13 protein-coding genes are annotated in these 25,710 nt (G+C 74.3%); 8 read left to right on the top strand and 5 right to left on the bottom strand.

Going from position 1 to position 25,710, the window contains the following annotated elements; genetic code table 11:
- Positions 1–90: 90 nt before the first annotated feature.
- Both FH608_RS14515 and FH608_RS14510 read right to left on the bottom strand, forming a co-directional pair.
- The gene (locus FH608_RS14515; protein ID WP_193318418.1) at positions 91–738 is read right to left on the bottom strand and encodes a carboxymuconolactone decarboxylase family protein; all 648 of its coding nucleotides are present in this window, start codon (positions 736–738) and stop codon (positions 91–93) included.
- Positions 739–943: 205 nt separating this feature from the next.
- Positions 944–2,110, bottom strand: a complete 1,167-nt coding sequence (locus FH608_RS14510; RefSeq protein ID WP_226899527.1) for an amidohydrolase family protein — start codon at positions 2,108–2,110, stop codon at positions 944–946.
- 164 nt (positions 2,111–2,274) lie between these two features.
- On the opposite strand from FH608_RS14510, the gene FH608_RS14505 reads away from it, so the two are divergent.
- Genes FH608_RS14505 through FH608_RS14490 form a run of 4 tightly spaced genes read left to right on the top strand, consistent with a single transcriptional unit; the run spans position 2,275 to position 6,707 of the window.
- Positions 2,275–3,279: an NAD-dependent epimerase/dehydratase family protein gene (locus tag FH608_RS14505; RefSeq protein WP_139631034.1), complete on the top strand. Its 1,005-nt coding sequence runs from the start codon at positions 2,275–2,277 to the stop codon at positions 3,277–3,279.
- Complete coding sequence (locus FH608_RS14500; protein WP_139631033.1) at positions 3,266–3,955, top strand: PIG-L deacetylase family protein; 690 nt, start codon at positions 3,266–3,268, stop codon at positions 3,953–3,955. The genes FH608_RS14505 and FH608_RS14500 overlap by 14 nt, the downstream gene beginning before the upstream one ends.
- Entirely contained in the window at positions 3,952–4,887 is a 936-nt protein-coding gene (locus FH608_RS14495; protein ID WP_139631032.1) for a methionyl-tRNA formyltransferase, read from the top strand. The genes FH608_RS14500 and FH608_RS14495 overlap by 4 nt, the downstream gene beginning before the upstream one ends.
- A complete protein-coding gene (locus FH608_RS14490) occupies positions 4,872–6,707 on the top strand; it encodes an NAD-dependent epimerase/dehydratase family protein (RefSeq protein WP_139631031.1) in 1,836 nt (611 codons plus the stop codon). The genes FH608_RS14495 and FH608_RS14490 overlap by 16 nt, the downstream gene beginning before the upstream one ends.
- Before the next feature lie 170 nt (positions 6,708–6,877).
- On the opposite strand, the gene FH608_RS14485 is transcribed toward FH608_RS14490, so the two are convergent.
- The 3 genes from FH608_RS14485 to FH608_RS14475 are packed head-to-tail and all read right to left on the bottom strand — an operon-like array spanning position 6,878 to position 10,945.
- Positions 6,878–9,307, bottom strand: coding sequence for a N,N-dimethylformamidase beta subunit family domain-containing protein (locus tag FH608_RS14485; RefSeq protein WP_139631030.1), 2,430 nt, complete (start codon positions 9,305–9,307; stop codon positions 6,878–6,880).
- Positions 9,304–10,719, bottom strand: coding sequence for a condensation domain-containing protein (locus FH608_RS14480; RefSeq protein ID WP_139631029.1), 1,416 nt, complete (start codon positions 10,717–10,719; stop codon positions 9,304–9,306). Before FH608_RS14480 ends, FH608_RS14485 begins: the two co-directional genes overlap by 4 nt.
- Positions 10,712–10,945, bottom strand: coding sequence for an acyl carrier protein (locus FH608_RS14475; RefSeq protein WP_139631028.1), 234 nt, complete (start codon positions 10,943–10,945; stop codon positions 10,712–10,714). The genes FH608_RS14480 and FH608_RS14475 overlap by 8 nt, the downstream gene beginning before the upstream one ends.
- A gap of 168 nt (positions 10,946–11,113) precedes the next feature.
- On the opposite strand from FH608_RS14475, the gene FH608_RS14470 reads away from it, so the two are divergent.
- Genes FH608_RS14470 through FH608_RS14455 form a run of 4 tightly spaced genes read left to right on the top strand, consistent with a single transcriptional unit; the run spans position 11,114 to position 25,685 of the window.
- Positions 11,114–12,565, top strand: coding sequence for a class I adenylate-forming enzyme family protein (locus tag FH608_RS14470; RefSeq protein ID WP_139631027.1), 1,452 nt, complete (start codon positions 11,114–11,116; stop codon positions 12,563–12,565).
- 3 nt (positions 12,566–12,568) lie between these two features.
- Positions 12,569–14,059 (top strand): condensation domain-containing protein, encoded by a 1,491-nt coding sequence (locus FH608_RS14465; protein ID WP_139631026.1) that lies wholly within the window; start codon positions 12,569–12,571, stop codon positions 14,057–14,059.
- Positions 14,056–20,247: a non-ribosomal peptide synthetase gene (locus FH608_RS14460; protein WP_139631025.1), complete on the top strand. Its 6,192-nt coding sequence runs from the start codon at positions 14,056–14,058 to the stop codon at positions 20,245–20,247. The genes FH608_RS14465 and FH608_RS14460 overlap by 4 nt, the downstream gene beginning before the upstream one ends.
- Positions 20,244–25,685 (top strand): non-ribosomal peptide synthetase/MFS transporter, encoded by a 5,442-nt coding sequence (locus FH608_RS14455; RefSeq protein WP_139631024.1) that lies wholly within the window; start codon positions 20,244–20,246, stop codon positions 25,683–25,685. Before FH608_RS14460 ends, FH608_RS14455 begins: the two co-directional genes overlap by 4 nt.
- Positions 25,686–25,710: the final 25 nt, after the last annotated feature.

Genomic DNA, 25,710 nt, shown 5'->3' with positions numbered 1-25,710 from the left:
CCATAGCAGATGATCTTCGCAGTCCACCTCAATGCTGACAAGAGGCCGGAATGCTTAAGGATCGACCGCCTTCCGGAGCCTTCCCTGTTGTCACAGGCCCAGCGCCCGGGCCGCTGCCCAGCTACGGGCCATCCCGAACTCGGCCACACCGCGTACCAGATCACGAAGGGTGTCATCGGTGGCGCCCGCAGACCTCGCCAGCGCGGCGTGCAGCCGCAGGGACTCGCCCAGCGTCTGGTAGCAGACATCCACGACCAGGCACGCGATCGCCCGTTCCCGGACACTGAGCCCAGGCCTGGCCCAGCGCTGGGCGAGCTGCTCTTCGCTGAACTCGGCCAGCCCCTGGTCCACAGCCGCCAGATCGTGTACGGCACGCGCCAGCTCCCCACGCAGCGGAGTGAGCTCGACGGGCTTGTCATCCCGCGCCTCCGGCAGGCCGAGCTCCGCCAGGCGCTGGAAGGCGGTGACCAGGATCGGATAACCCACGTACGGTGCGAGATGCCGGTAGAGCTCGCGGATCGCCTCGGGTTCGACCTGGTTGGACAGGGCCATCTGGACGTGCATGGCCAACGGGACGTCCAGATGCGGATGGCACAGATCAGCCGTCAGGCAGACGAACGCCTTCTCCCGCATGGTCAGATGCGCCAGCCCCCAAAGGTTGTGCCCGACGCCGGCGGCCAACTGTGCGAAGACGGGGTCAAGCCGGACAAGAGCTTCGGCACCGGCAAGCTGGGGCATCGGTGTTCTCCGATCAGGATGGGCTCGAGGTGGTGTGAGCGACATTACGTCCGGCGAGAGGCCGGCGAATCAGTCATTCGACCTGATGTGGCGTCGCCGATCTGGCGAGGCAGGGATTCGAGTCCGATCTGCTGAAATGCCCACCACCCCACCCGGCCAACCACGAGAGCGCGTGTTCGGGCTCGGTGTGAGTCCGAGCACGTCATCACTCGAATGGCCCCGCTGGAGTCCCCAGGCCGTAGACGCGGCGGGCGTTCGCCGAGCCCACCATGGTGGCCACCCGCATCGCCTGCGCCACCGACCACTCCCCCTCCGCCACGAACCCGCCCAGCACCCGCGCCATCGCGCGCCGCCACAGCAGCGCCCCCAGGTGGTGGAGCTCGGCGGGTCCGAACGCGTCGGAGGAGAAGAGGATCTTGGCGAACGGCGCCACCTCCAGGCTCTCGGCCACCACCGCCACGCTGCGCGCCCCCGTGTGGGTCACGGCCAGCCCCACGTCGAAGAAGACGTTCGGGTACGCCTGCGCCAGGAACCCCGCGTGCCGCTGGTACGGGTAGCAGTGCAGCAACAGCAGCGGCACCCCGGTCGGCTCGGCGCGTTCGACGAGCCCGCGCAGCAGCAGCGGGTCCGACCGGCGCAGGTCCAGGTCGGGGTCGCCGTACCCGATGTGGAACTGCAGGGGCAGCCCGCACTCCAGCCCCGTCCAGATGAGGTGCCGCAGCAGCACGGGGTCGGTCAGCCGGCCGCCTCCGGCGGACAGCCAGTGGCCGGCGGCCTCGGTGACCTCCTCGCGGGTGGGCGGCGCCGGGTCGAAGTCGAGGCCGTACCGGTAGGCGGCGATGGTCTTGAGGCCGCGCGCGGTGCGGGCGCGCTCCCACAGGGCCTCGGCGAACCGGCCGGCGAACGCGCCCGCCTCGCACCCGCCGGCGGCGACCCGCTCGGCGACGCTCTCCAGCCGCACGATCTCGTCGGCGGGCACGCCGGCGGCCTCGGCCATGCCGGACGGGCCGAGCAGTTCGTCCCCGCGGTGGCCGGTCTCGACGAGGAAGTGGCCGACGCCGCTCGCGGTCAGCAGCAGCCGGTTGGTCTCGGCGGCGCCGAGACGGGCCCGCCGGGCGAGGTACTCCTCCGGCGTGCAGTGCTCCTCGAGCCCGAGCACAGGTGCGCAGTGGCGCAGGATGGCGTAGCCCAGCTGGGAGTCGAACCGGGTCATCCACGCGGGCACCGGCCGGTCCGACTCGCTGATCAACTCCTCGAACGCCGTGCGCGACAGGTCGTGGGAGGTGGCGCCGTGCACGTGGTGGTCGACCAGCGCCATCTCCTCGATCGCGCGTACGAGGCCGCTGGGCACGAGGTCGAGCTCAATGGACATCGTTGACGTCTCCCGAGGTCAACGTAGGGAGGTACCCGCCGGGAAGGCGGTTTACGCACGCCGATGAAAAGTTGTGGCCATGCGTGACAAGAACGGCGAAAACTGTTTTAATCCGTGCCTAGGTCCCAATGTGACCGTTTTCCTCGAGCGGGAAAGGCGGGTCCGTGCGAGCACCAGGTGGCGAAGTTGTCATCACCGGCGGTCTCGGTTTCATCGGCTCTCATCTGGTGGACGCCTACCTCGCGGCGGGCCACCACGTACGGATCATCGACTCCAACGCCGGAGCGGTCATCGACGGCGAGGACTACGACGCCGACCCCCGCTGCACGGTCATCCGCGAGCGGGTGGAGGACCACCTGGCCGCCGGCGGCGACTTCGCGGGCGCGGACCGCGTCATCCACGCCGCCTCCTACGTCGGCCCGGCCAGCATCCTGTCGCGTTCGGGGCGATTAGGGCACGACATCATCGGCAGCACCGCGCCGGTCATCGAGGCGTGCGCGCGCGCCGGGGTGCCGCTGTGCATGTTCAGCTCAGCCGAGGTGTACGGGCGCAGCGGCGTGCTGGACGAGAAGGACGACATCGTCGTGCCGACCCAGTACAACACGCGCATCGAGTACGCCGTGGCCAAGACGCTGGCCGAGGCCATGGTCTGCAACAGCCGCCGGCAGGGGCTGCGCGGGATCGTCATCAGGCCGTTCAACGTGGCGGGCGCGCGGCAGTCGCGGGCGGGCGGGTTCGTCATGCCCACGTTCGTCCAGCAGGCGCTGGCGGGGCGGCCGATCACGGTGTTCGCGGGCGGGGAGCAGGTCAGGGCGTTCGTCGCGGCGAGCGACCTGACGACGTTCCTGCTCGACCACATGGACGCGGCGCTGGACGGCGACGACGTCATCATCAACGTCGGCAACCCGGCCAACGCCGTCACCATCGCCGACCTGGCCGCGCGGGTGAAGTCCCTGCTCGGCAGCGACTCCCCCATCGTCCGCGTCGATGGCAGGAGCGTGCACGGCCCCGACTACGCCGAGGCGGAGTCGTTCCACAAGATCCCGGCCCTCAGGACCGCCACCGACCTGGGCTGGCGGCCCCGCGTGACGCTCGACGAGCTGATCATGGCCACCGCCGACTACTACCGCGCCCGCGAGGACCGAAGGGCAGTGAATGCGCCGCTTTGACCGCGTCCTGGTGATCTCCCCTCACGCCGACGACGAGGTCCTGGGCTGTGCCGGCCTGCTGGCCGCGCAGGCAGAGGCGGGAGCCGAGGTGCACGTCCTGTATCTCGCGGTGGACGGCATGCGGCACTACGGGCTGGACGGCGCCACGACCTACCGGCAGCGGCTGCAGGAGATCGAGGCGGTCCGCGGCCTGCTCGGCTTCAGCTGCGAGATCGCGTACGGCGACCGCGGCATGACCGAGCGGCTCGACACGCTGCCGCGCCGGGAACTGGTGGACCTGTTCGAGCAGTCGCTGAACGACCGGCGGCCCGACCTGCTGCTGCTGCCCAGCTTCGCCGACTACGACCAGGACCACGTCGCCGTCTTCGACGCGGGGTTCGCCGCCGCCCGCCCGATCGGGCAGCAGTTCGGCAAGTGGCTGGTGCCGAACGTCTTCATGTACGAGATGTCGAAGATCCAGTGGGCTTCCGAGCCGATGCCCCGCTCCACCGCGTACTGCGACATCGGCGACCACATGGAACGCAAGCTCGCGGCGCTGCGGGCGTACAAGAGCCAGCACCGGCCCTCCCCCCACATCAGGAGCGAGGAGTCGGTGACGGCGCTGGCCACGTTGCGCGGCGCGGAGATCGGCGTAGCGTACGCCGAGGCGTTCGGGGTGCTGAGGGAGGTCCTTTGAAGACGTTCGCGTTCGCGACCGGGATGGAGTTCGCGGCTCCGGCGGTGGACGTGCTGGTGGCGCAGGGCACCGCCCCGTCGCTGCTGATCGGCTACCCGCCGAAGCTGCAGCACCGCTCCGGGTACGCGCCGCTGCGGGAGGTGTCCGAGAAGCACGGCATCCCGCTGCTGGAGACGGCCGACATCAACGACGGGCAGGCGTACGAGCTGGTCAAGGACATGGACCTGTTCGTCATCGCGGGATGGTCGCAGCTGGTGCGCGAGCCGCTGCTGTCGGCGTGCCCGCTCGGCTCGATCGGACTGCATCCCACCCGGCTGCCGGAGGGGCGGGGCCGCGCCGCGCTGCCGTGGACGATCATCAAGCGGCTGGAGACGAGCGCGGTCAGCCTGTTCTTCCTGGACGAGGGGGCCGACACGGGCGACCTCATCGCGCAGCGGGAGTTCACGATCAGCCGGCGCGACGACGTCACCGCCGTCTACCGCAAGGTCACCGAGATCAACGTGGACCTGCTGGCCACGTACATCCCGCTGCTGCTGCAGGGCCGCGTGGTGGCCCGCGCCCAGGGACCGGGCGGGTCGTGGTGGGAGAAGCGGCGGCCCGAGGACGGGCTGATCGACTGGGCGCGGCCCGCCCCCGAGCTCTACGACTGGGTGCGGGCGCTGGCCGCCCCCTATCCGGGGGCGTTCACGTCGCTGTCCGGGCGCCGGCTGTACGTCCACAGCGCCGACCTCATCGACCACGGCGGCGGGGAGCCCCCCGGAACCGTGCTCGCGCCCGTGTGGTCTACTGGGGTGGGCGGGGTGCTGGTGGCCTGCGGGTCCGGGCTGCTGGTGGTGCGAGAGGTGCAATGGGAGGGCGAGGAACGGCGGCGCGACGCCTTGGAGCTGGTGGAAGCGGGCGAGCTCGCGGCAGGCGCATGCCTGGGAACCTGACCGGGGCCGGGGCTCGGCTGTCCGGTGAGGTGCGCTCGATCGCGGCCGTACGCCTGAGCGGCGCCGTGATGGCCCACCCCAAGCGCAGGGAGGCCGCCGCGCGGCTGGCCGGCGACCTGTTCGACGTCGTCACCGATCCCGATCCGGGCGGGCGGCCCTCGGCGTTCCGCACGTCGCTGCTGGCCTGGTCGAGCATCCCCGACGAGTCCACCCACCACATCCTCCTGCACGACGACATGGTGCTGTCCAGCACGTTCTTCGAGCGGGCCGAGCGGGCCGCCCGCGCCATGCCGGAGGCCGCGCTCGCCCTGTTCGCGTTCTGGAACTCCCGCAACGGCGCCGCCGTGCGCCAGGGGGCCCTGGCCGGGGCGCGCTGGGTGGCGGGGGCCGGCGAGTACACGCCGGTGGCGGCGCTGTTGCTGCCCAAGCAGGTCGCCGAGGGGTACGTCGAGTGGGCGCGCGGTCGCGGCGACACCTGGCCCGACGACGTGCTCATGGGGCGATACCTGCGGCAGGCCGGGGTGCCGGTGTACGTGGCGGTGCCGAGCCTGGCCGAGCACGAAGACCTCGCGAGCCTGGTCGACAACGACTTCCAGGGGCTGCGCCGCTCGCCGTGCTTCTTCTCCGACGACCCGCTCGCCGACCAGGGCGAGGCGGGGGCGCCGCTCGACCTGCCGGTGATCCCGTTCTTCAAGCGGGGCGTCGCGCAGTGCGCCGTACGCGTGCCGGGCACGGACCGGTGGCGGGACCTGCGGTGCGAGGACTACCTGGCGGGCCTGGGGATCGACGCCGACGCGCTGCGGGCCAGGGCGGGCGCCGGGCGGCACTGGCCGTTGTGGCTCACCGCGTACACCATGGGGGTCGTGCACCGGGGCGAGCGCGGCGACGCGCGGGTGCTGGACGAGGCGCTGACCACGATGGGGCCGGGCGGGCTCTGCCACGAGCTGGGGTGGCGGGAGCTGGCCGGTCGGGTCGCGGAGCTGCGCGACGTGGCGCGGGCGGGCCTGGAGGCGGGCCTGGCCGAACGTTCCCCATACGCGCGGCCGCCCGGGGGTTCCGCGCCGCGACCCGTGGACGCCGGACCGGTGGCGGTGAGCGGTGCCGACACGTTCGTCCGCGAGCACCTCGCGAACGCGCTCGCCGACCGCGGCTTCCGCCTCACCGCGCCGGGCGGCGGCGACGTGCCGGCGGTGCACGTGTGCGCGCTCGGCTGGGCGCCGGACGCCGACCCCGAGGAAGAGGTACGCCTGGCGCGCGCGGCCTTCGCCGGCGGCTCCGGCGGGGTGCTGCTCAGCTCGTTCCACGTCTACCCGGAGCGCAAGTGGGTGGACGAGGAGACGCCCGTCAGCCCGGCCGCCGCCCCGACGGCGCGGGCGCTGCTCCGGGTGGAGGAGGCCGCCGCCGGGGCGGTGGTGCTGCGGCTCGGCGAGCCGTACGGGCCGGGCATGCCGCAGCGCGGGCCCGTCGCCGAACTGGTGCTGAGCTCGTCGCTCAACCGGCCCGCGCACGTCTCAGGCCCGCCCGTGCAGCTCGTCCACGTCCAGGACGTCGCCGGCGCGGTGCTGGCGGCGCTGGACCACGGGGCCGCCGGGCGCGTCTACAACGTCGCCAACCGCAAGCGGCTCCGGATGGGGGAGCTGGCGGACGCGGTGGGCAAGGCCGTCCGGCCGATGGCCTTCGAGGCCGCGGACGAGCCTCCGGGACCGCTGGTCAACGTCGAGCGGGCGGCGGCCGAGCTGGGGTGGCGGGCTGGGGTGCCGCTGGATTACGGGGTGCATACGGTCGCGCAGTGGCTCGCGTACGAGAGCGACCGGGCGTAGCGGCCACGGGTTCCCGTCGGCTCGAGGTCCCCCGAGGGGATCGGTGAACGTCATGCGGCCTCTGGGGCCTTCCACCCGGATCGGCCCATGGGGCCTTCCACGCGGATCCCGCCCATGGGACCTTCCACCTGGGTCGGCCGTGGGACGTCACGCGGGGGCTCAGGGGCCGCTCACAGGGAGCGCCAGCGGAGGAGGCCGTCGGGGCCGGCGCCGATGAGCCGTCCGCCGGTGGCGGCCAGCGCGGTGCAGCCCGCAGCGGGGCCCAGGTCGTTCCAAGGGGCCTCATGCCGCTCGGCGGTCCTGATCAGGATGCGGTCCGCGGCCATGGCGAACAGACGGCCGTTCATCGCGGTCAGACCGGCCGCCGGGGTGACCGGCGTGGCCGGGGTGACCGACGCGGCTGAGATAGTGACCGGCGTGGCCGGGGTGGGCGGGGCCGTCCCGGCGGCCGGGCCCACGCTCCGCCAGTCGTGCTCGTCGAGCCGCCGGATGGGCAGATGCCACAGCTCGCCGGCCGCGGTCACGGCGAACAGCCCCTCGTCCACGGCGGCCAGCCCGATGGTGCCGTCCGGAGCCCGGCTCACGTCCCGCCACGGCCGCGGCTGCTCGACGGGGTCGCGGTAGCGGATCGTGCCGTCGGGGGCGACGCCGTACAGGCCGGCCGGTGGCCCGCCGTGCGCCTCGCGGGGCGCGGCGAGGGCGAGCGCGTCCGTCTCGCCGATCGTCTGCCAGGGAAGGTTCTGGCCGGAGACGTCGCGCACGGCCAGCGTCCCGTCGGGGCACACGGCGTACAGGCGGCTCTCGCAGCACACCAACGCCCGCACCGCCCCACCCCGCCGCCGCCCACCCGCCGTCCTGTGAGCGGCCACATGGGACGCGCCGCCCCCCGCTCCCTGGCCCACCCCATCGGACCCGCCGTCCTCCGTCCCGCGCGCCGTCACATGAAGCCCGTCACTCTCGGCCCCCTGGCCCGCCCCATCTGAGGTGCCATCATCCCTCTCGTGGGCCGCCAGAGCCGGTGTGCCTTCCCTCGCCTTTCCAGGCGCCGCGTCGGCGAGGAGGTGTACGGCGGAGTCCGGCGCAAGGTGCGCGGCCGCCCGCGCGGGCGAAGCGGCCGGAGCAGACGCTGGGCGCCCCACCACATCAGACGTGCCACCATCCGCCGCCGGAGCCGCTGCGTCGGGTGTGCCCTCCTCCGGCCCATGGAGTGCCGCCTCCGGCGCTCCGCCCTTCACCGCCAGGGGTGCCACCTCCGGCGGGCGGCCCTCCGCCACCTGGGGCGTCGCAGTCGATGGGCCGCCCTCCGCCACCGGAGGTGCCGCTGCCGGTGCGCCGCCTTCCACCATCGGGGGTGCCGCTGCCGGTGGGTCAGGCTGGGTGGGGTGTGGGGTGGGGCCGATCGGGTCCCAGGTGGGGGTGGGGGGCGGGTGGGAGAGGCGGTTGAGGACGTTGCGGGTGATGGTGGCCAGCACCGGGTCGTGGAGGGTGTTGCCCCAGTTGATGGTGCCCGCGTTGAAGACGGTGCCGGAGCCGAGCCGGTGGACGCCCATCGTGGCCGCCCCGCCCTTGCCGTAGCGGCGCCAGTGGGACAGGTCGGCGGTGGCGAGGACGACGAAGGACGGCGGGGTGCCGTCGCGGCCGGACGCCCTGGGCACGCCGGCCACCCACTCCAGGTCGGCGGCGTCCGTCTCGTAGCCGATGGCCCCGCGCCCGAACGTGTCGCCGTCCGCCAGCCCGGTGCCCTCGAAGACCCAGTGGTCGGTGAACCGGGCGGTGTAGGACTCCTGGGCCATGACGCGCGAGTCCACCCAGCAGCCGGCGCCGTTCCTGAACGACAGGCCGGTCAGCGTGTTCTCGGGGCGGTTGACGGGCTCGTTCGGCCACTCGACGGTGACGCGGCCGGGGTCGGTGGCGGCGAGGGGGTCGGTGGCGGCGTCGCGGTAGCAGACCATGGTACGCAGGTCGTCCTCGAAGCGGACCTGCCACCAGCAGGTGTTGCCGGAGAAGATGGCGATGTTCCCGCCGCGCCGGGCGAACTCCTCGGCCGCGTCGCGCATCTCCCACGACCAGTACTCGTCGTGGCCGTTGACGACCAGCAGGCGGTAGCGGGAGAGCAGGGGGAGGCCGCCGTGCAGGTCGAGGCCGGAGCAGTAGTCGACGGTGTAGCCGGCGGGGTCGAGCCAGCGCAACAGGCCGAGCTCCCACTCCTCGATCTGCGGTCCGGCGCCCGGCCGGTCGAAGGTGACCTTGACGGCCCGGTCGGGCTGCTCCGACTGGTAGAGGCCCTCGCCGGGGACGCCGGGCCGGTTGTACGCCTCCCATGTGGGGAACGGGATCGACACCAGGATGGGCGAAGCGGGCGCCGCCGCACGAACCACGAAATATGCCGAAAAATCGTGGTAAATGGCTCGGTAGAGGGAGCTGGGCCAGTCGGATCCTACCTTGAGCGTCCAGGCAGGGCCCGGCGCCGCCGCGTCCCGCAGCACCAGCCGCCCCGACGGCACGTCCTCCACCGCGATCGGCCCGCCCTCGCCGTCGAGCAGCCGGAAGCGCAGTGCCTCCCCCTGCGCGCAGGACGTCGCCTCGGCGTACAGGCTCATGCTCGCGCGGCTTCCAGGATCAGCCCCTCCAGGTCGAGCAGGTAGCGTTCGATGCCGGACGGCGGCAGCAGGGCGGTGTCGGCGTAGCAGGAGACCTCCATGCCGCCCGGCTCGCCGCCGACGTGCAGGCGGAAGTCGCAGATGTTGCGGTCCATCGCGTCGGTCCAGGCCACCTCCGTCTTCCCCTCGCCCGTGCCGTCCGTACGCGCCGCCGCCATCTCGATCTTCTCCCCGGGGGCGCCGTTCCTCCTCGCCGCCGGCTCGGTGCTCGCGCCGGCGGCGCCGTCCTCCTGGGCGAGCCGCTGGTCGTTGAAGCAGCCGAACGACCTGATCCCGGGACCGGCGCCGGTGACGGCCGCCTCCATCGCGTACGGGTCGTACTGCGCCTGCCGGTACGCCCGCATCGCCCTCCCCCACGCCTGGCGTACCAGCGCGTCGAAGGAAGGAGCGTCGAGGTCCAGCACCACCAGCGCCTCCTGCGAGATCGTGGCGACGGCGTCACGCCGGCCGGCCGCGAAGCGGTTGTTGACGATCACCCGCATGCCGCAGTGCCGCTGCCCGGTCAGCCCGCCGGCCAGCCGCATCGCCGCGGCCAGCAGCACGGTCGAGGAGCTGACGCGGTTGCGGGCGGCGACCGCCCGCGTGGCGGCGGCCAGGCCGGGCGAGCGCAGCGTGGCCTCCAGGAAGCGCGGCTCCTCAGGCGTGTGCGCGTACGGTGGCACGGGATCCATCCGGGCGTACTCCTCCAGCCACCACGCGATCGCCTCCTCCGAGACCCGCCGCCCGGCGTCCGAGTGCTGCCAGGCGGCCAGTTCGCGGGGGGTGGCGCCGTCCGGAGGCGGCAGGGTGTCGCGGAGCAGGAGCAGGCGGAAGTCCTTGACCAGGAGCTCGGCGGCGTGCCCGTCGGCGGCGAGGTGGCACAGGATGAGCACGATATGCCGGACATATCCCCCGTCCACCACGAACGCCACCCGCAGCGGCCACTCGTCCCAGTACGCGAACGGCTCCGCCGCCAGCCGCTCGCACACCTCCTCCACGGGCTCCGTGACCACCTCGTAGAGCGGCCGCACCACCGCCGAGACCTGCTGGAGCGGCGCGTCGCGGGGCCCGGTGAGCCGGGTGCGCAGGGACTCGTGCCTGGCGACCAGCCGCTCCAGTGCCAGGGCGGCGCGTTCGACGGTGACGGGGCGGCGCCTGGGGGCGGCGAAGGAGCGGACGATGGTGAGGTAGCGCTCCTGGGGCGCGGCGGCGACCACCGCCCGCCAGATGTCCTGCTGCCCCCACGTCAGCGGCCCGGCCGACGCTCCGGCCGACGGCCCTGTCGGCGGCCCTGTTGACGGCCCTGTTGACGGCCCGGCTGTTGGCCCGGTCAGCAACCCGGTCGGCGGCTGCTCCTCACAGGTCTCACCCATGGAGCCGTATGTAGTCCACCAGCGAGTCGAGGCTGTCGACGGCCGCCGGATCGAGCTCCACCCCGAACTCGGCGTCCACCGCGTCGATCAACCGCAGATAGGCCAGTGAGGTGACGCCGAGATCGCTCAGCCGGGCCTGCCCGGCCAGCACCTCGGCTGGATCGACCGCCCCGTCGGCGGCTTTGGCGATCATGTCGGCGAGCCGTTCGTGTAGCTCCCCATCCATCAGCACCTGGCGAACCCTCCCTTGTCGGGGAATCCGGGGCGAGTGTGTCACGCGCCGGCGGACGTCGGCAAGCGCCCGCGGGCAAGGGCTTGACGCGTATGTGCATTTTTTCTAGCGTCAAGCCGCACGGCGAAAATAATTCTGGGGGTGGTTCAGTCGGCCCTTCCAGTGCCCGATCTCCTGACGTCCCGAGCCGCCACCGACCCCGACCACGAGGCGCTGATCGTCGCCGGACAGGGCAGCCTGACCCTGGCCGAGTGGGACGAGCGCGCCACCTCCGTCGCCCGCGCGCTCCCCGGCCCCCTCGGCGGCGCCCGGATCGCGCTGGTCTTCGGCGCCCGCGACTGGCTGGACTACGCGGTGAGCTGGATGGCCGTGCTGAAGGCGGGCGGCGTGGCGGTGCCGCTGCCGGACCGGCTGGCGCCGCCGGAGCTGGCGTACATGATCGAGCACTGCGGGGCCGCGGCGGTGGTGCACGGCGGCGGCGGAACCGCGTTCCCGCACGAGGTCCCGCACAAGCTTCCGCCGCTCATCCCGTACGGCGAATTATCGGGAAAAAGCGGCACGGGCGAGCTGCCGGAGCTGGACCCGCTGGCGCTCGCCCAGATCCTCTACACCTCCGGCACGACCGGCCGCCCCAAGGCCGTCGCCGCCACCCACGCGAACCTGACCTCCCCGCCCGTCCACCCCAAGCGCCGCCCCTTCGCGCACTCCCGGCATCTGGTGCACGCCTTCCCCATCGGCACGAACGCCGGCCAGGTGATGCTGCTGCACGCGCTCACCGCCGCGCCGGCCGTGGTCACGCTCCCGCTGTTCACCCCGGCCCGCTTCGCCGCCCTGATCGAGGCGTACGCGGCCGGCACCGTCTTCGTCGTGCCCGCGATGGCCGCCGAGCTGCTGAGCGCCCGCGTGCACGAGCGCCACGACCTGTCCAGCGTGCTGCTGCTCGGCTCAGCCGCCGCCGCGCTGCCCCCGGCGGTGGCCGCCGGGCTGACGGGGGCGTTCCGCAACGCGACCGTCGCGAACTACTACACCTCCACCGAGGCGGCCCCGGCCCAGACCATCATGATCTACGACCCCGACCGCCCCGGCTCGCTGGGCCGCGCGGCGGGCGGCTCCGCGCTCAAGGTCGCCGGCGAGGACGGCGCTCCGGCCGGTCCCGGCCGGACCGGCGAGGTGTGGCTGCGGGCCGCGGCGCACCCCCGCACCTCCTACGGCGGGGACCGGGACGACGCCTTCCGGCGGGACGGCTGGGTGCGGATGGGCGACCTCGGCTACCTCGACGACGACGGCTACCTGTATCTCGTCGACCGCGACAGCGACGTGATCAAGTCGGGCGCGTTCAAGGTGTCGACCCTCCAGGTGGAGGCGGCGCTGCACGAGCACCCGGCCGTGGCGGACGCGGCGGTGTTCGGGGTGCCGCACCCGGTGATGGGCATGGCGGTGGCCGCCGCCGTGGTGGCAGGCGGGCCGCTGGCGCTCCGCGACGTGCGGGCCTTCCTCGCCCCCCGGCTGGCCGCCCACGAGCTCCCCACGGTGCTGCTCACCCTGGACGCCCTGCCCAGGAACGCCGCGGGCAAGGTCATCAAGCGCGAACTGCGCCGTATGGCAGAGGAGTGACGCATGGTCCTGGCTTCGCAGGCCCAGCACGGCATGTGGATCACCGAGATGATGCACGGCACCGGGACGACGTACCACATGCCGTTCGCCCTGTGGCTGGACGGGCCGCTGGACCGGGGGGCGATGCTCAAGGCGTGCGAGTCGGTGCTCGCCCGCCAGCCGGTGCTGGGGTGCGCTTTCGAGGACCGCGACGGCGAGCTGCACCTGGTGCCGGCCGCGGACCGGCCGCCCGTGGAGTTCACGCGGGCGCCGGACGCGGACGCGCTGCTCCGCGAGGAGATCGCCCGGCCGTTCGACCCGGGGCGGGGGCCGCTGGCGCGGTTCACGCTGGCGGAGGTGACGCCGTCGCGGCACCTGCTGCTGTTCGTGGGGCACCACCTGGTGTTCGACGGCATGTCGAAGGACCTGCTGGTGCGCGACCTGGCGGCGGCGTACTCGGGCCGGCCGCTGCCGCCGCTGCCCATGCCGTACGGGTCCGCCGCCGCGATCCCGCCCGAGGCCGCGGCGTACTGGCGGGAGCGCTGGCGCGACCTGACCGCGGTCGTGATCGGCGGCGAAGCGCGGACGGCGCGCACGGCGGGCCGCGGCGAGACGGTGCTGCTCGACCTGACGGACGCGATGTCCGGGTGGGAGCGCACCGGGGGCAGCCGGTTCGAGTGGTTCCTGACGGGCGTGCACGCCCTGCTCTTCGGGTACGGCAACGCCGAGGCGGCGGTCGCGATCGCCATGTCCACCAGGAGCCGGGAGACGCGGGACCACATCGGCCTGTTCGCCACCGAGCTGCCCGTCTACTCCGCGCCAGCGCCGGACACGACCCTGGCCGAGCTGGCCGGCGAGCTGCGGGCGCAGCTCCGGCAGCTCAACCGCATCCGCGACGTGCCCGCCGCCAGGGCCGCCGGCGGCATCCGGCCGCGGCCCGCGCTGGCGCCCGTGTCGATCAGCTTCCGGCGGCGCGCGGCCGACGTGGCCTTCCCCGGGCTGTCGGTGAGCGCCGAGTGGAAGATGTCCAACCACATGGTGCGGAACGTGCTGCACCTGCAGGCCGTGGACGGCGACGACGGGCTGCGGCTGACCCTGCACTACAGCCCCGACCTCATCGATCGGGAGCACGTGGCGGCGGCCGGCGAGCACCTGCGGGCGGTGCTGGCCTGCGATCCCGCGCTCCGGCTCGCCGACCTGCCCCTGCCCGCCGCCGCCAGGAACGCCGCGCCCGGAGCCGCGCCGCCGGTCGAGGCGCCCGTACCGCACGCGGACGCCGCGACGCTCGACGGCGAGCTGGTCGAGCAGATCCGGCACATCTGGATGGAGGTCCTGCGCATCGACGACATCTCCCCCGACGAGGACCTGTACGACCTCGGCGGCCACTCGCTGACCATCACCCAGATCAGCGCCAGGATCAGGAAACGGCTCGGCGTCGAGGTGCCGTTCGACGTGTTCCTGGAGGATCCCACGGTCGGCGGCGTGGCCGCGGCGGTCAGCGAGCTGCGCGCATGATCTCACTCGGCCAGGAGCGCCTCTGGTTCCTGCACCGGCTCGACCCCGCCGACCCCGCCTACCGGGTGGCCGTGGTGCGCCGGATCCGCGGCCCGCTCGACGCCGGCGCGCTGACCGGCGCGTTCGCCGACGTCGTGGCGCGGCACGAGCCGCTGCGCACCCGCTTCCCCGGACACGACGGCCGGCCGGTCGCCGTCGTCGACCCGCCGGGCCCCGTACCGGTCGAGCGGGTCGACCTGGACACGCCGGAGCAGGCCGCCCGGCTGCTGGAGGAGCGCGCGAACACCCCGTTCGAGCTGGGCTCCGCGCCGCCGCTGCGCGTCACGCTGGTCCGGCTGGGCCCCGCCGACCACGTGCTGTGCGTCGTGCTGCACCACATCATCGGCGACGGCTGGTCGCTGAACGTGCTCATGGACGACCTGGCCAGGTGCTACACCGCCCGGCTCGACGGCACGCGCGCCGACCTGCCGCCGCTGGCCACGACGTACGGCGAGTACGCCGACGCGCAGCGGGCCGCGGACGCCGACGTCGGCTACTGGACGGCCAGGCTGGACGGCGCCGCGCCGCTGGAGCTGCCGCTGGACCGGCCGCGCCCGGCCCGCCGGGGCAGCGCGGGCGCCGAGGTGTGGTTCGACCTCGACCCGGCCCTGGTCGGCGCGGTGCGGCGGCTGGCCAGGGCGGAGCGGTGCACGCCGTTCATGGTGCTGCTGGCCGCCTATCAGGCGCTGCTCGCCCGGCACACCGGGCAGGACGACATCGTGGCCGGCTCCCCCACGGCCGGGCGCGACCGGCCCGAGCTGGAGCCGATGGTCGGGATGTTCGCCTCCACGATGGTGCTCAGGGGCGACTTGTCGGGCGATCCCCCGTTCACCGAGCTGCTGAAGCGCACCCGCCGTACCGTGCTGGAGGCGATGGCGCACGGCGGGACGCCTGTCGAGCGGGTGCTGTCGGCGCTCGACATCGAACGCGACCTCAGCCGCACGCCGCTCTTCCAGACCATGTTCGGGCTGCACAACGCGGCGGTCGGGTACGGCGAGGCCACGACGTTCGCGGGGCTGGAGAGCGAGCCGTTCCCGCACGGCGCGCCGCCCGCCATGGTGGACCTCCGGGTGGACCTGTGGCCGGACGGTGAGCGGAACGGCGGCCTTCGCGGCGCGTTCGTCTACGCCGCCGAGCTGTTCTCGCCGGAGACGGTGGCGCGGTTCGCGGCGCGCTACCGCGCGTTGCTGGAGTGCGCCGTCCGCGATCCCGGCGCGCGGCTGTCCGAGCTGGAGCCGATGCCGGAGGACGAGCGTCGGCTGCTCGACTCGTGGAACGGCACCGCGCTGCAGGTGCCGTCCGGCACCGTCGTGGACCTGTTCCTGCGGCGGGCGGGCTCGCGGCCGGACGCCGTGGCGGTGGAGTGCGGCTCCGAGCGGCGCGCCTACGGCGAGGTGGCCGCGCGCGCCCGGCTCGTCGCCGGGGTGCTGGCGGCGCGCGGGGCCGGTCCCGGGTCGGTGGTCGCGGTGTGCGTGCCGCGCTCGGCCGACCTGCCGGGGACGCTGCTGGGCGTGCTGGCGGCCGGGGCCGCGTACCTGCCGGTGGACCCGGCGCTGCCGGGCGCGCGCGTCACGGCCATGCTCGACCAGGCGGGGGTACGGCTCGCGCTGGCCGGGCCGTCCGCCCCCTTGCCCGAGCACGTCGAACGGCTCGGCCCGGAGGCCCTCCACGCTGGGACGCCGCTTCCCGAGACGGCACTTCCAGAGACGGCGCTTCCCGGGGCGGCGCTTCCCGAGGCGGCCGGCGCGCCCGCCTACGTGCTGCACACCTCCGGCTCCACCGGCACGCCCAAGGGGGTGGCGGTGCCGCATGCGGCGCTCGTCAACCTGCTGGCCGGCATGGAGCACCTCCTCGGGTCGGGTCCGGAGGACGTGTGGCTGGGCAGCACGGCGCTGTCGTTCGACATCGCCGGGCTGGAGCTCTACCTGCCCCTGGTGACGGGCGGGCGGCTGGTGCTGGCCGACGACGCCACCGCGCGCGACGGAGTGGCGCTGGCCCGGCTGGTCGGCGCGGCCGGGGTCACGCACGTGCAGGCCACGCCGTCGGGGTGGAGCATGCTGCTGTCCGGCGGGCTGGACCCGTCCGGGCTGGTGGCCCTGGCGGGGGGCGAGGCGCTGCCGCTCGCGCTGGCCAGGCGGCTGCGCAGGCGGGTGGGGCGGCTGCTCAACATGTACGGGCCGACGGAGACGACGATCTGGTCGACCGCCTGGGAGGTGCCGCCGTCCCCCGACCGGGTGCTCATCGGGCGGCCGATCGCGAACACCACGGTCCGGGTGCTCGACCCGTGGGGCCGCCCCGCGCCGGTCGGCGTCCCCGGGGAGCTGGTCATCGGCGGGGCCGGGCTGGCGCTCGGCTACCTGCGCTCGCCGGGCGAGCCGCCGGAGCCGTTCCCCGGCGGGTGGTACCGGACGGGCGACCGGGTGCGCTGGCTCGGCGACGGCACGCTGGAGTTCCTGGGGCGGGGCGACGGGCAGGTCAAGGTGCGCGGGCACCGGGTGGAGCCCGGCGAGGTCGAGGCCACGCTCGAACGCCACCCGGAGGTGCGCCGGGCGGCCGTGATGGCGCGGGGCGGCGAGCTGGTGGCGTACGTGGTGCCCGCCTCCGCGGACGGCGCCCTGCCGGAGGACCTGCCGATGGACCTGCCGGAGGACCTGCTGGAGCGGGCCGCCGAGTGGCTGCCGCCGTACATGATCCCGTCGGTGGTGGTACCGCTGGCGGCGCTGCCGCTGACCCCGAACGGCAAGGTGGACCGCCGGGCGCTGCCCCGGCCGGAGCGCCCGGCGGCGGGCCGGGGCGGGGCGCCCGCCACCGCTCGCGAGCGGCAGGTGGCGCGGATCTTCGCCGAGGTGCTCGGCACCGGCGCGCTCGGCGCGGACGACGACTTCTTCGCCCTCGGCGGCCACTCGCTGCTGGCCACCCGGGTCATCGCCCGGCTGGCGGCGGCGGGGACGACGGCGCCGCTGCGGGAGCTGTTCACGCATCCGACGGTGGCCGGGTTCGCCGCGACGCTGGAGGACCTGGCGGGCGAGCAGGGCAGCCCGCTGGTGCCGCGCCCGGCCGGCACGCTGCCGCCGCTCTCCCCGGCGCAGGAACGCCTGTGGTTCCTGCACCGGCTGGACCCGTCCGACGCCTCGTACAACATGTACATCGTGCGCAGGCTCCACGGCCCGCTGGACGTGGCGGCGCTGGAGCGGGCGCTGACCGGGCTGGTGGCCAGGCACGAGTCGCTGCGGACCCGGTTCCCCGAGGTGGACGGGCGGCCGGTGGCGGTCGTCGAGCGCCCCGCGCCCGCCCGGATCGAGCGCCTGGACGCCCGCGACGAGGCGGAGGCCCGCGCCCTCGTCGCCGCCCGCACGAACGCCCCGCTCGACCTCGGCGCCGCGCCGCCGCTGCGCCTCACGCTCATCCGGCTCGGCCCGGACGACCACGTCCTCTGCGTCGTGCTGCACCACATCGTGGCCGACGGCTGGTCGATCACGGTGTTCCTGGACGACCTGGCCGCCCTGTACGGCTCGGCCGAGCTGCCGCCGCTGGCCGTGCAGCACGGGGACGTCGCCGGGTGGCGGCGGGAGCAGGACCGGAGCGCGGCGCTCGAGTACTGGCGGGCGCGGCTGGCCGACCCGCCCACGCTGGACCTGCACACGGACCGGCCGCACCGCCCTGGCCCGACGCGGGGCGACTTCCACGTGATGGAGGTGCCCGGCGAGCTGCTGGCGCAGCTGGAGGCGACGGCGCGCCGGCACCGGGTCACGCTGTTCATGGTGCTGCTGGCGGCGTACCAGATCCTGCTGTCCCGGCACACGGGACAGGAGGACATCCTGGTGGGGACGCCGACGGCGGGGCGGGACCGGGTGGAGCTGGAGCCGATCGTCGGCTACCTCAGCACCACGCTCGTGCTGCGCGGCGACCTGTCGGGCGACCCTGCGCTGGAGGACCTGCTGGCCAGGACGCGCGGGACGGTGCTGGAGGCGATGGCGCACCACGACGTGCCCTTCGAGCAACTGCTGGCCGAGCTGGACGTCGAGCGTGACCTGTCCAGGAAACCGATGTTCCAGACCCTGTTCACGCTGAACAGCCAGACCGCCACCGGCGAGCGCGACCGGCTCGGGGCTGCTCGGATGTCGTTCTTCGACGACGGGTTCCGGCAGGCCAAGTTCGACCTGACGGTGGAGGCGTGGCGCTCGCCGGGGCGGTTGCGGGTGGCGTTCGGGTACGACGCCGGGCTGTTCGACGCGGAGACGGTGGCGGAGCTGGCGGAGCGGTTCGCGGTGGTGCTGCGGGGGGTGGCCGACGAGGGGAACCGGCGGGTGCCGCTGTCGCGCCTGCCGCTGCTCACCCCGGCCGACCACTCCCGGATGGTGTCAGGTGAGCGGGCCGGCGGGTCGGCCGGTGATGTGCTGGACATGGTCGCCGAGTCGGTGGCCGCGCATCCCGGCGAGGTGGCCGTGCGGTGCGGTGCCGGGTCCGTGACGTACGCCGAGCTGGACCGGCGGGCGGCCCGGCTGGCCGCCGAGCTGGCCGAGCGGGGCGCGCGCGACGGCGACCTGGTCGGGCTCCGGATGGGCCGCTCGATCGACGCCGTGGTGGCCATGCTGGCCATCTGGCGGGCGGGCGCCGCCTACGTGCCGCTGGACCCGGAGTACCCGCCGGAACGCCTGCGCGCCCTGGCCGCCGGCACCTCGCTGACCGTCTCGGAAGGGCCCGCCATCACGGCCGGGACGCGACGGGAGCCGCTCCCCGGGCTGGCGTACGTGATCCACACGTCGGGTTCCACGGGCACCCCCAAGGGCGTCGCCGTCGAGCGCGCCGGGCTGGCCGGGCGGGTCCGGTGGATGCGCACCGCGTACGGCCTGCGCCCCGGTGACCGCGTCGTCCAGCTCGCCTCCCTGAGCTTCGACACGCACGCCGAGGAGATCTACCCCGCGCTGGCCGCCGGTGCCACGGTCGAGCTGCTGCCGGACGGCGGCGCGACCCTCCCGGACCTGCTGGCCCGCCGCCCCGACCTGACCGTGCTGGACCTGCCCACCGCCTACTTCCACCACCTCGTGGACCTGATCGACGAGATCGCCTGGCCGGAACGGCTGCGCCTGGTCATCCTGGGCGGCGAGCAGGTCCGCGCGGACGCGGTGGCGCGCTGGCGCGGCCGCTTCGGGGACCGGGTGCGCCTGCTCAACACGTACGGCCCCACGGAGACCACGATCATCGCCACGGCCGCCGAGCTGACGGACGCCGACCCGGCGGGCACCAATCCGACGGGCACCAATCCGACCGGGACCGAGCCGACGGGCGACGAGCCGACGGGCGGCGACGTGCGCCCTCCGATCGGCCGCCCGCTGCCCGGGACCCCGGTCAAGATCCTCGACCGGCACGGCGCGCCCACCCCGCCGGGAGCCCCCGGCGAGCTGTACATCGGCGGTCCCGGCGTGGCCCGCGGCTACCTCAACGCCTCCGACGCGCCCTTCGTCACACTCCCGGACGGTCGCTACTTCCGCACGGGCGACCGGGTGCGGTTGCGGCGGGACGGGCAGCTGGAGTTCCTGGGCCGGCTCGACTCCCAGGTGAAGGTGCGCGGCTTCCGGGTCGAGCCGGGCGAGGTCGAGCACTGCCTGCTCGCCCACCCCGGCGTGCGGGAGGCGGCCGTGCTCGCCAGGGACGGGGATCTGGTGGCCTACGTCGTGCCGCGCTCCCCCGACCTGGCGCCCACCGCCCTCGCGGCCCATGCGGGGCGGGTGCTGCCGCCGTACCTGGTGCCCGCGCACTGGGTGCTGCTCGACGCGCTGCCCCTCACCCGCAACGGCAAGCTGGACCGGGCCGCGCTGCCGCCCCCGGACGGCCCGGTGGGAGACGACGCCACCCCGCCCGGGACCGACGCCGAGGAACTGGTCGCCGACGTCTGGGCGGAGGTGCTCGGCGCGGACAAGATCGGCGCGTTCGACGACTTCTTCGCCCTCGGCGGCCACTCGCTGCTCGCCATCCGGGTGGCCGCGAGGCTGCGCGCGCTCGCGGGCGTGGACCTGCCGATCCGCACGCTCTTCGACCGCCGTACGGTCGCCTCCCTGGCGCAGGCCGTGGAGGAGGCGCTGGTGGCCGAGGTGGCGGGGCTCTCCGACGAGCAGGCCATGAGCCTCCTGCGGGGGGAGGATTCGTGACGGAGCTGAGCGAGGCACAGCGGGCGCTGCTGACCCAGCGGCTGCGCAGGCGCGACCGCCGGCACGGCGACCCGGCGCCCGCGATCCCGGCGCTGCCCGCCCACCAGGCGCCGCCCCTGTCGTACGCGCAGGAGCGGCTGTGGTTCATGGAGCAGTACGCCCCCGGCAACGCCGCCTATACGATCCCGCTGGTGCGGCGGGTGCGCGGGCCGCTCACGGCGGACGCCCTCAGGTCGGCGCTGCGCCGGGTGTGCGAGCGGCACCAGCCGCTGCGCACCCGCTTCCCCGAAGGCCCGGACGGGCAGCCGGACGTGCTGGTTTCGGACGAGGCCGAGGTGCCGCTCACAGTCGCCGAGGCGGGATCGGAGCAGGCGGCGCGGGAGCTGGTGGGGCCGTTCCTGGCCGAGCCGTTCGACCTGGCGTCGGGCCCCGTCATCAGGGCCCTGCTGGTACGGCTGGCGCCCGCCGACCACGTGCTGGCCCTGGCCGTGCACCACATCGCGGCCGACGGCTGGTCGGCGAACCTGCTGCTGCGCGAGCTGCTGGCGTTCTGCACCGGCGGGACGGCGCCCGCCCTGCCCGTGACGTACGGGGACTTCGCCGCCTGGCAGCGCGCCCGGCCCGGCGGCGACGTGGAGTTCTGGCGCGAGCGGCTGGCCGGGCTGGAGCCCCTGGAGCTGCCGGCCGACGCGCCCCGGCCGCCCGAGCTGACCTACGCGGGCGCCGCGCACCATTTCGCGATCGCCCCCGAGCTCGCCGCGCGGCTGGACCGGCTGGGACGCGAGCACGGCGCGACGCCGTACATGGTGCTGCTGGCCGCCTACGCGGTGCTGCTCGGCCGGTACGCCGGGCAGGACGACGTGGCGATCGGCTCGCCGGTGGCCGGGCGGTCGCTGCCCGAGCTGGACCACCTGATCGGGTGTTTCGTCAACATGCTGGCGATGCGGGTGGACCTGTCCGGGGATCCGTCGTTCGCGGAGCTGCTGTGCCGGGTGCGCGACCTCGCCACGGACGCGTACACGCACCAGGACGTGCCGTTCGAGCGGCTGGTGCAGGAGCTGAACGTGGCGCGGGAGCCGTCCAGGTCGCCGGTGTTCCAGGTCATCCTGGCCATGCAGTACTACGGCGGCGAGCCGGAGCCGGGGCCGCTGACGCTGGAGGGGTTCGAGCCGGGCGTGTGGGCGACCCGCTTCGACCTGGAGCTCTACGGCGGGGGCGGCGGGTCGTGCCTGTTCGTCTACAACACCGCGCTGTTCTCCGGCGAGCGGATCGCGCGCATGGCCGGGCATCTCGTCACGCTGCTGGAGGGCGTGGCGGCCGACCCGGCGGCGCCGGTGTCGCGGCTGGAGCTGCTGACGGCGGAGGAGCGGGAGCAGCGGCGCCGCTGGAACGACACCGCCGTCGACCTCGGCCCGCCCGGCCTGCTCCACGAGCCGGCCATGGCCGCCGCGCCGCCGGACGCCGTCGCCGTGCGCCACCCCGGCGGCGGGATCACGTACGGGGAGCTCCGCCGGCGGGCGCGGGCGCTGGCCGCCGAGCTGCGGGCGGCCGGGGCCGGGCCGGGGCGGCTGGTCGCGGTGGTGATGGAGCGGGGCTGGGAGCAGGCCGTCGCGGTGACGGCGATCAACCTGGCGGGGGCGGCGTACCTGCCGATCGAGGCCGACCTGCCGGAGCGGCGGCGCTTCGAGCTGATCGAGCGCGGCGGGTGCGCGATCGCCGTCGTCCAGCCCTGGCTGGAGCTGGCCTGGCCGGACGGCGTGACCCGCCTGACGGTCCCCGGCGGCGACGCGCCGGAGCCGGACTGCCCGGCCGGGCCTGACGACCTCGCGTACGTGATCTTCACGTCCGGCTCCACCGGCGCCCCCAAGGGCGTGATGATCGAGCACCGGGCCGCGCTCAACACCGTGCGCGACCTCAACCACCGCTTCGGCGTCGGCCCCGCCGACCGGTTCCTCGCCCTGTCGGCGCTCGGCTTCGACCTGTCCGTGTACGACGTGTACGGCGCCTTCGCCGCCGGGGCCACGCTCGTCATGGGCGACCCGGCGGGCGACAAGGACCCGGCCGCCTGGGCGCGCCTGGTGGAGCGGGAACGCGTCACCGTCTGGAACTCCGTACCGGCGCTCATGGAGCTCCTGGTGGACCACGCCGAGCACGAGGGCACCGACCTGCGCTCGCTGAGGCTGGTGCTGCTGTCGGGCGACTGGATCCCGCTCACGCTCCCCGGCCGCATCCGCGCCCTGGCGCCGGACGCGCGGGTCATCAGCCTGGGCGGCGCCACCGAGGGGTCCATCTGGTCCATCGCGTACCCCATCGGCGAGGTGGACCCGTCCTGGACCTCCATCCCGTACGGGCGGCCCCTGGCCAACCAGAGCTTCCACGTCCTCGGCCCGGGGCTGCGCGACATGCCGGTGGGCGTGCCCGGCGACCTGTACATCGGCGGCGCCGGCGTCGCCACCGGCTACTGGCGCGACCCCGAGCGCACCGCCGCCTCCTTCCTCACCCACCCGGTCACGGGCGAGCGCCTCTACCGCACCGGCGACCTCGGCCGGTACGGCGCCGACGGCGTCATCGAGTTCCTCGGCCGGGCCGACGCCCAGGTCAAGATCCGCGGCTACCGGATCGAGCTGGGCGAGATCGAGACCCACCTCGCCCGCCACCCCGACGTGGCCGAGTGCGTGGTCACCACCGACGGGACGGGCACGGGGACGCAGCTCGTCGCGTACGTCGTCACCTCGCGCCCCGACCCGGCGGGGCTGCGCGCCCACCTGGCCGAGACGCTGCCCGCGTACATGGTGCCCGCCAGGTTCGTCGCCCTCGACCGGCTCCCGCTCACGGCCAACGGCAAGGTGGACCGCCGCCGCCTGCCCGCCCCCACCGGCACACCCACTGGCACACCCGCTGGCGCCCCGGCCGGAACGAGCACCCCGCCCGGCACCGAGACCGAGCGGGTGGTGAGCGCCGTCTGGGCGGAGGTGCTGGACGGCGCCGAGTTCGGCGTCGACGACGACTTCTTCGAGCTCGGCGGCCACTCGCTGCTCGCCATCAAGGTCGTGGCCAAGCTGCGCAGGCGGCTCGCCTCGCCGGTCGCGGTGGTGGACCTGTTCAAGCACCCGACGGTGCGGGAGCTGGCCGCGTTCGCCGACGCCGGCGCCGCCGGGCCGCGCGGGCTGCTGCACGAGCTGACGCCGCGCAGGACCCGCACCGAGCTCACGTACGTGTGCGTCCCGTACGGCGGCGGCTCGGCCGTCGCCTACCAGCCGCTGGCAGACGCGCTGCCCGCCACGCACGCGCTGTGGGCGGTCGCCATCCCCGGCCACGACGTGGGGCTGGAGGAGGACCGGCTGCCGCTGGAGGAGGTGGCCGACCGGTGCGTGCGCGAGATCCTGGAGAAGGTACGCGGCCCGCTCGCGCTGTACGGGCACTGCGGGGTCGGGTCGGCCCTGACGGTCGCGATCGCGCGGCGGCTGGAGGAGGCCGGACGGCGGCTCGAAGCGGTCTACATCGGGGCGATCTTCCCGTTCGCCCGGCCGGGGAACCGGGCGCTGGCGGCGCTGTCCCGGCTGGCCCGGCGCGAATACCTGCGCGGCGACCGCAGCTACGCCAACTGGCTGACGTCCATGGGGCTCGACATGAGCGAGCTCGAACCGGGGCAGGCGCGGCACATCATCAGGAACATGCGCGAGGACACCGAGGCGGCCGAGGAGTACTTCACCGGCCTCTTCGACCGCGCCGTGACGCCGCTGCGGGCGCCGATCATCAGCGTGGCGGGCGAGCACGACCCGGCGACCGAGTACTTCGAGGAGCGCTACCGCGAGTGGCACTTCCTGAGCCCGACGGCGGCCGTGGTGGAGCTGGACGAGGCCGGGCACTTCTTCCTGAAGTACCGGGCGCGGGAGCTGGCCGAGATCGTCACCCGTGTCCACCCGGCCCTGGAACGGAACGCCCCCACGGCGGCGGAACCCCGGGCCTCGGAACCTTCGACCTCGGAACCTTCGACCTCGGAGGCTTCGACCTCGGGGGCTTCGACGGCAGCGGCCAACTGGCGGTTACGCGAGGTCTCCCACGCCGGCCGGCCCGCCCGGGGCCCGGCGCGGCAGGGACCCGGCGAGGGGCCGCAGCCGAGCATGCGGCGCTTCCTCGGCGTCGCCGCGGGCCAGCTCGTCTCGATCGTGGGCTCGGCGCTGACCGGCTTCGCCCTGCCCATCTGGATCTACCTCACCACCGGCTCGCTCGCCCAGTTCGCGCTGCTCGCCGTGCTGAACCTGGTGCCCGGCATGGTCGTCGCGCCGCTGGCGGGCGCCATCGTGGACCGCGGCGACCGCCGTAAGGTCATGCTCTACGGCGACTTCGGCGCGCTCGGCACACAACTGCTGCTCGGCGTGCTGCTGTGGACGGGCGAGCTGCGGACCTCGTACCTCTACCCGCTGCTCGTGCTGCTGTCGGTGGCGCTGACGTTCCAGCGCCTCGCCTACAGCTCAGCCGTGCCGCAGCTCGTCCCGAAGCGGCACCTCGGGCACGCCAACGGCATCGTCCAGATGGCCAACGGGGTCAGCCAGCTCATCGTGCCGCTGGCGGCGGCCGGGCTGCTGGCGGTCATCGGGCTGGAGGGCATCCTGGTCCTCGACGTGGCCAGTTACGTGTTCGCGATCGTGGTGACCCTGCTGGTGCGCTTCCCCGCGACGATGGCGTGGCGGCGCAAGGAGCCGGTCATGACGGAGCTGGTCGCCGGGTTCCGCTACTCGTGGGGGCGGCTCGATTTCCGCCGCATGCTGGTGTTCTTCGCGGTGCTGAACGTGTTCCTGTCGCCGCTCTTCCTGATGATCTCGCCGCTGGTGCTGTCGTTCGCGGGGCTGCAGGACGTGGGGCGGATCTCGTTCCTGTCCGGGCTCGGGGTGCTGGTCGGCGGCCTGGGGATGACGGTGTGGGGCGGGCCCGTGCACCGCCGGATGCGGGGCGTGCTCTGGTGCACGCTCGCGCTGGCCGGGTTCTGCCTGGTGACGGGGGTGCGGGCGGACCTCGTGGTGATCGGGGTCGGGGCGTTCGGCATGTCGCTGTGGGTGACGCTGCTCAACGGCATCTACGCCACGATCGTGCAGGTCAAGGTGCCGCAGCGCTTCCACGGGCGGGTGTTCGCGCTGAACACGCTGATCGCCTGGTCCACGCTGCCGGTGGGCTTCGGGCTGGTGGCGCCGTACGGGGCGGCCGTGCTCGACCCGCTGCTCACCCCGGACGGGCCGCTCGCCTCCACCGTGGGCGCGCTCATCGGGACCGGGGAGGGGCGGGGCGTGGGGCTCATGTACGTGGCGTTCGCGGTGGCGATGGCGGTGCTGGCGGTCGTGGCGCTGCGCTCGCGGCTGCCCGGGCTCGTGGACGGCGGCGCCGACGCCACCCCCGACGACCTCGTCGGCCTCCAGGCCCTCGAACAACGCCGCCTCTAGGGCTCGGACGTCTCCAGACGCTCGA

The sequence above is a fragment of the Nonomuraea phyllanthi genome, from assembly GCF_006334985.2.
Lineage (GTDB): Bacteria > Actinomycetota > Actinomycetes > Streptosporangiales > Streptosporangiaceae > Nonomuraea > Nonomuraea phyllanthi.
This window is presented reverse-complemented; position numbering and strand designations above follow the sequence as displayed.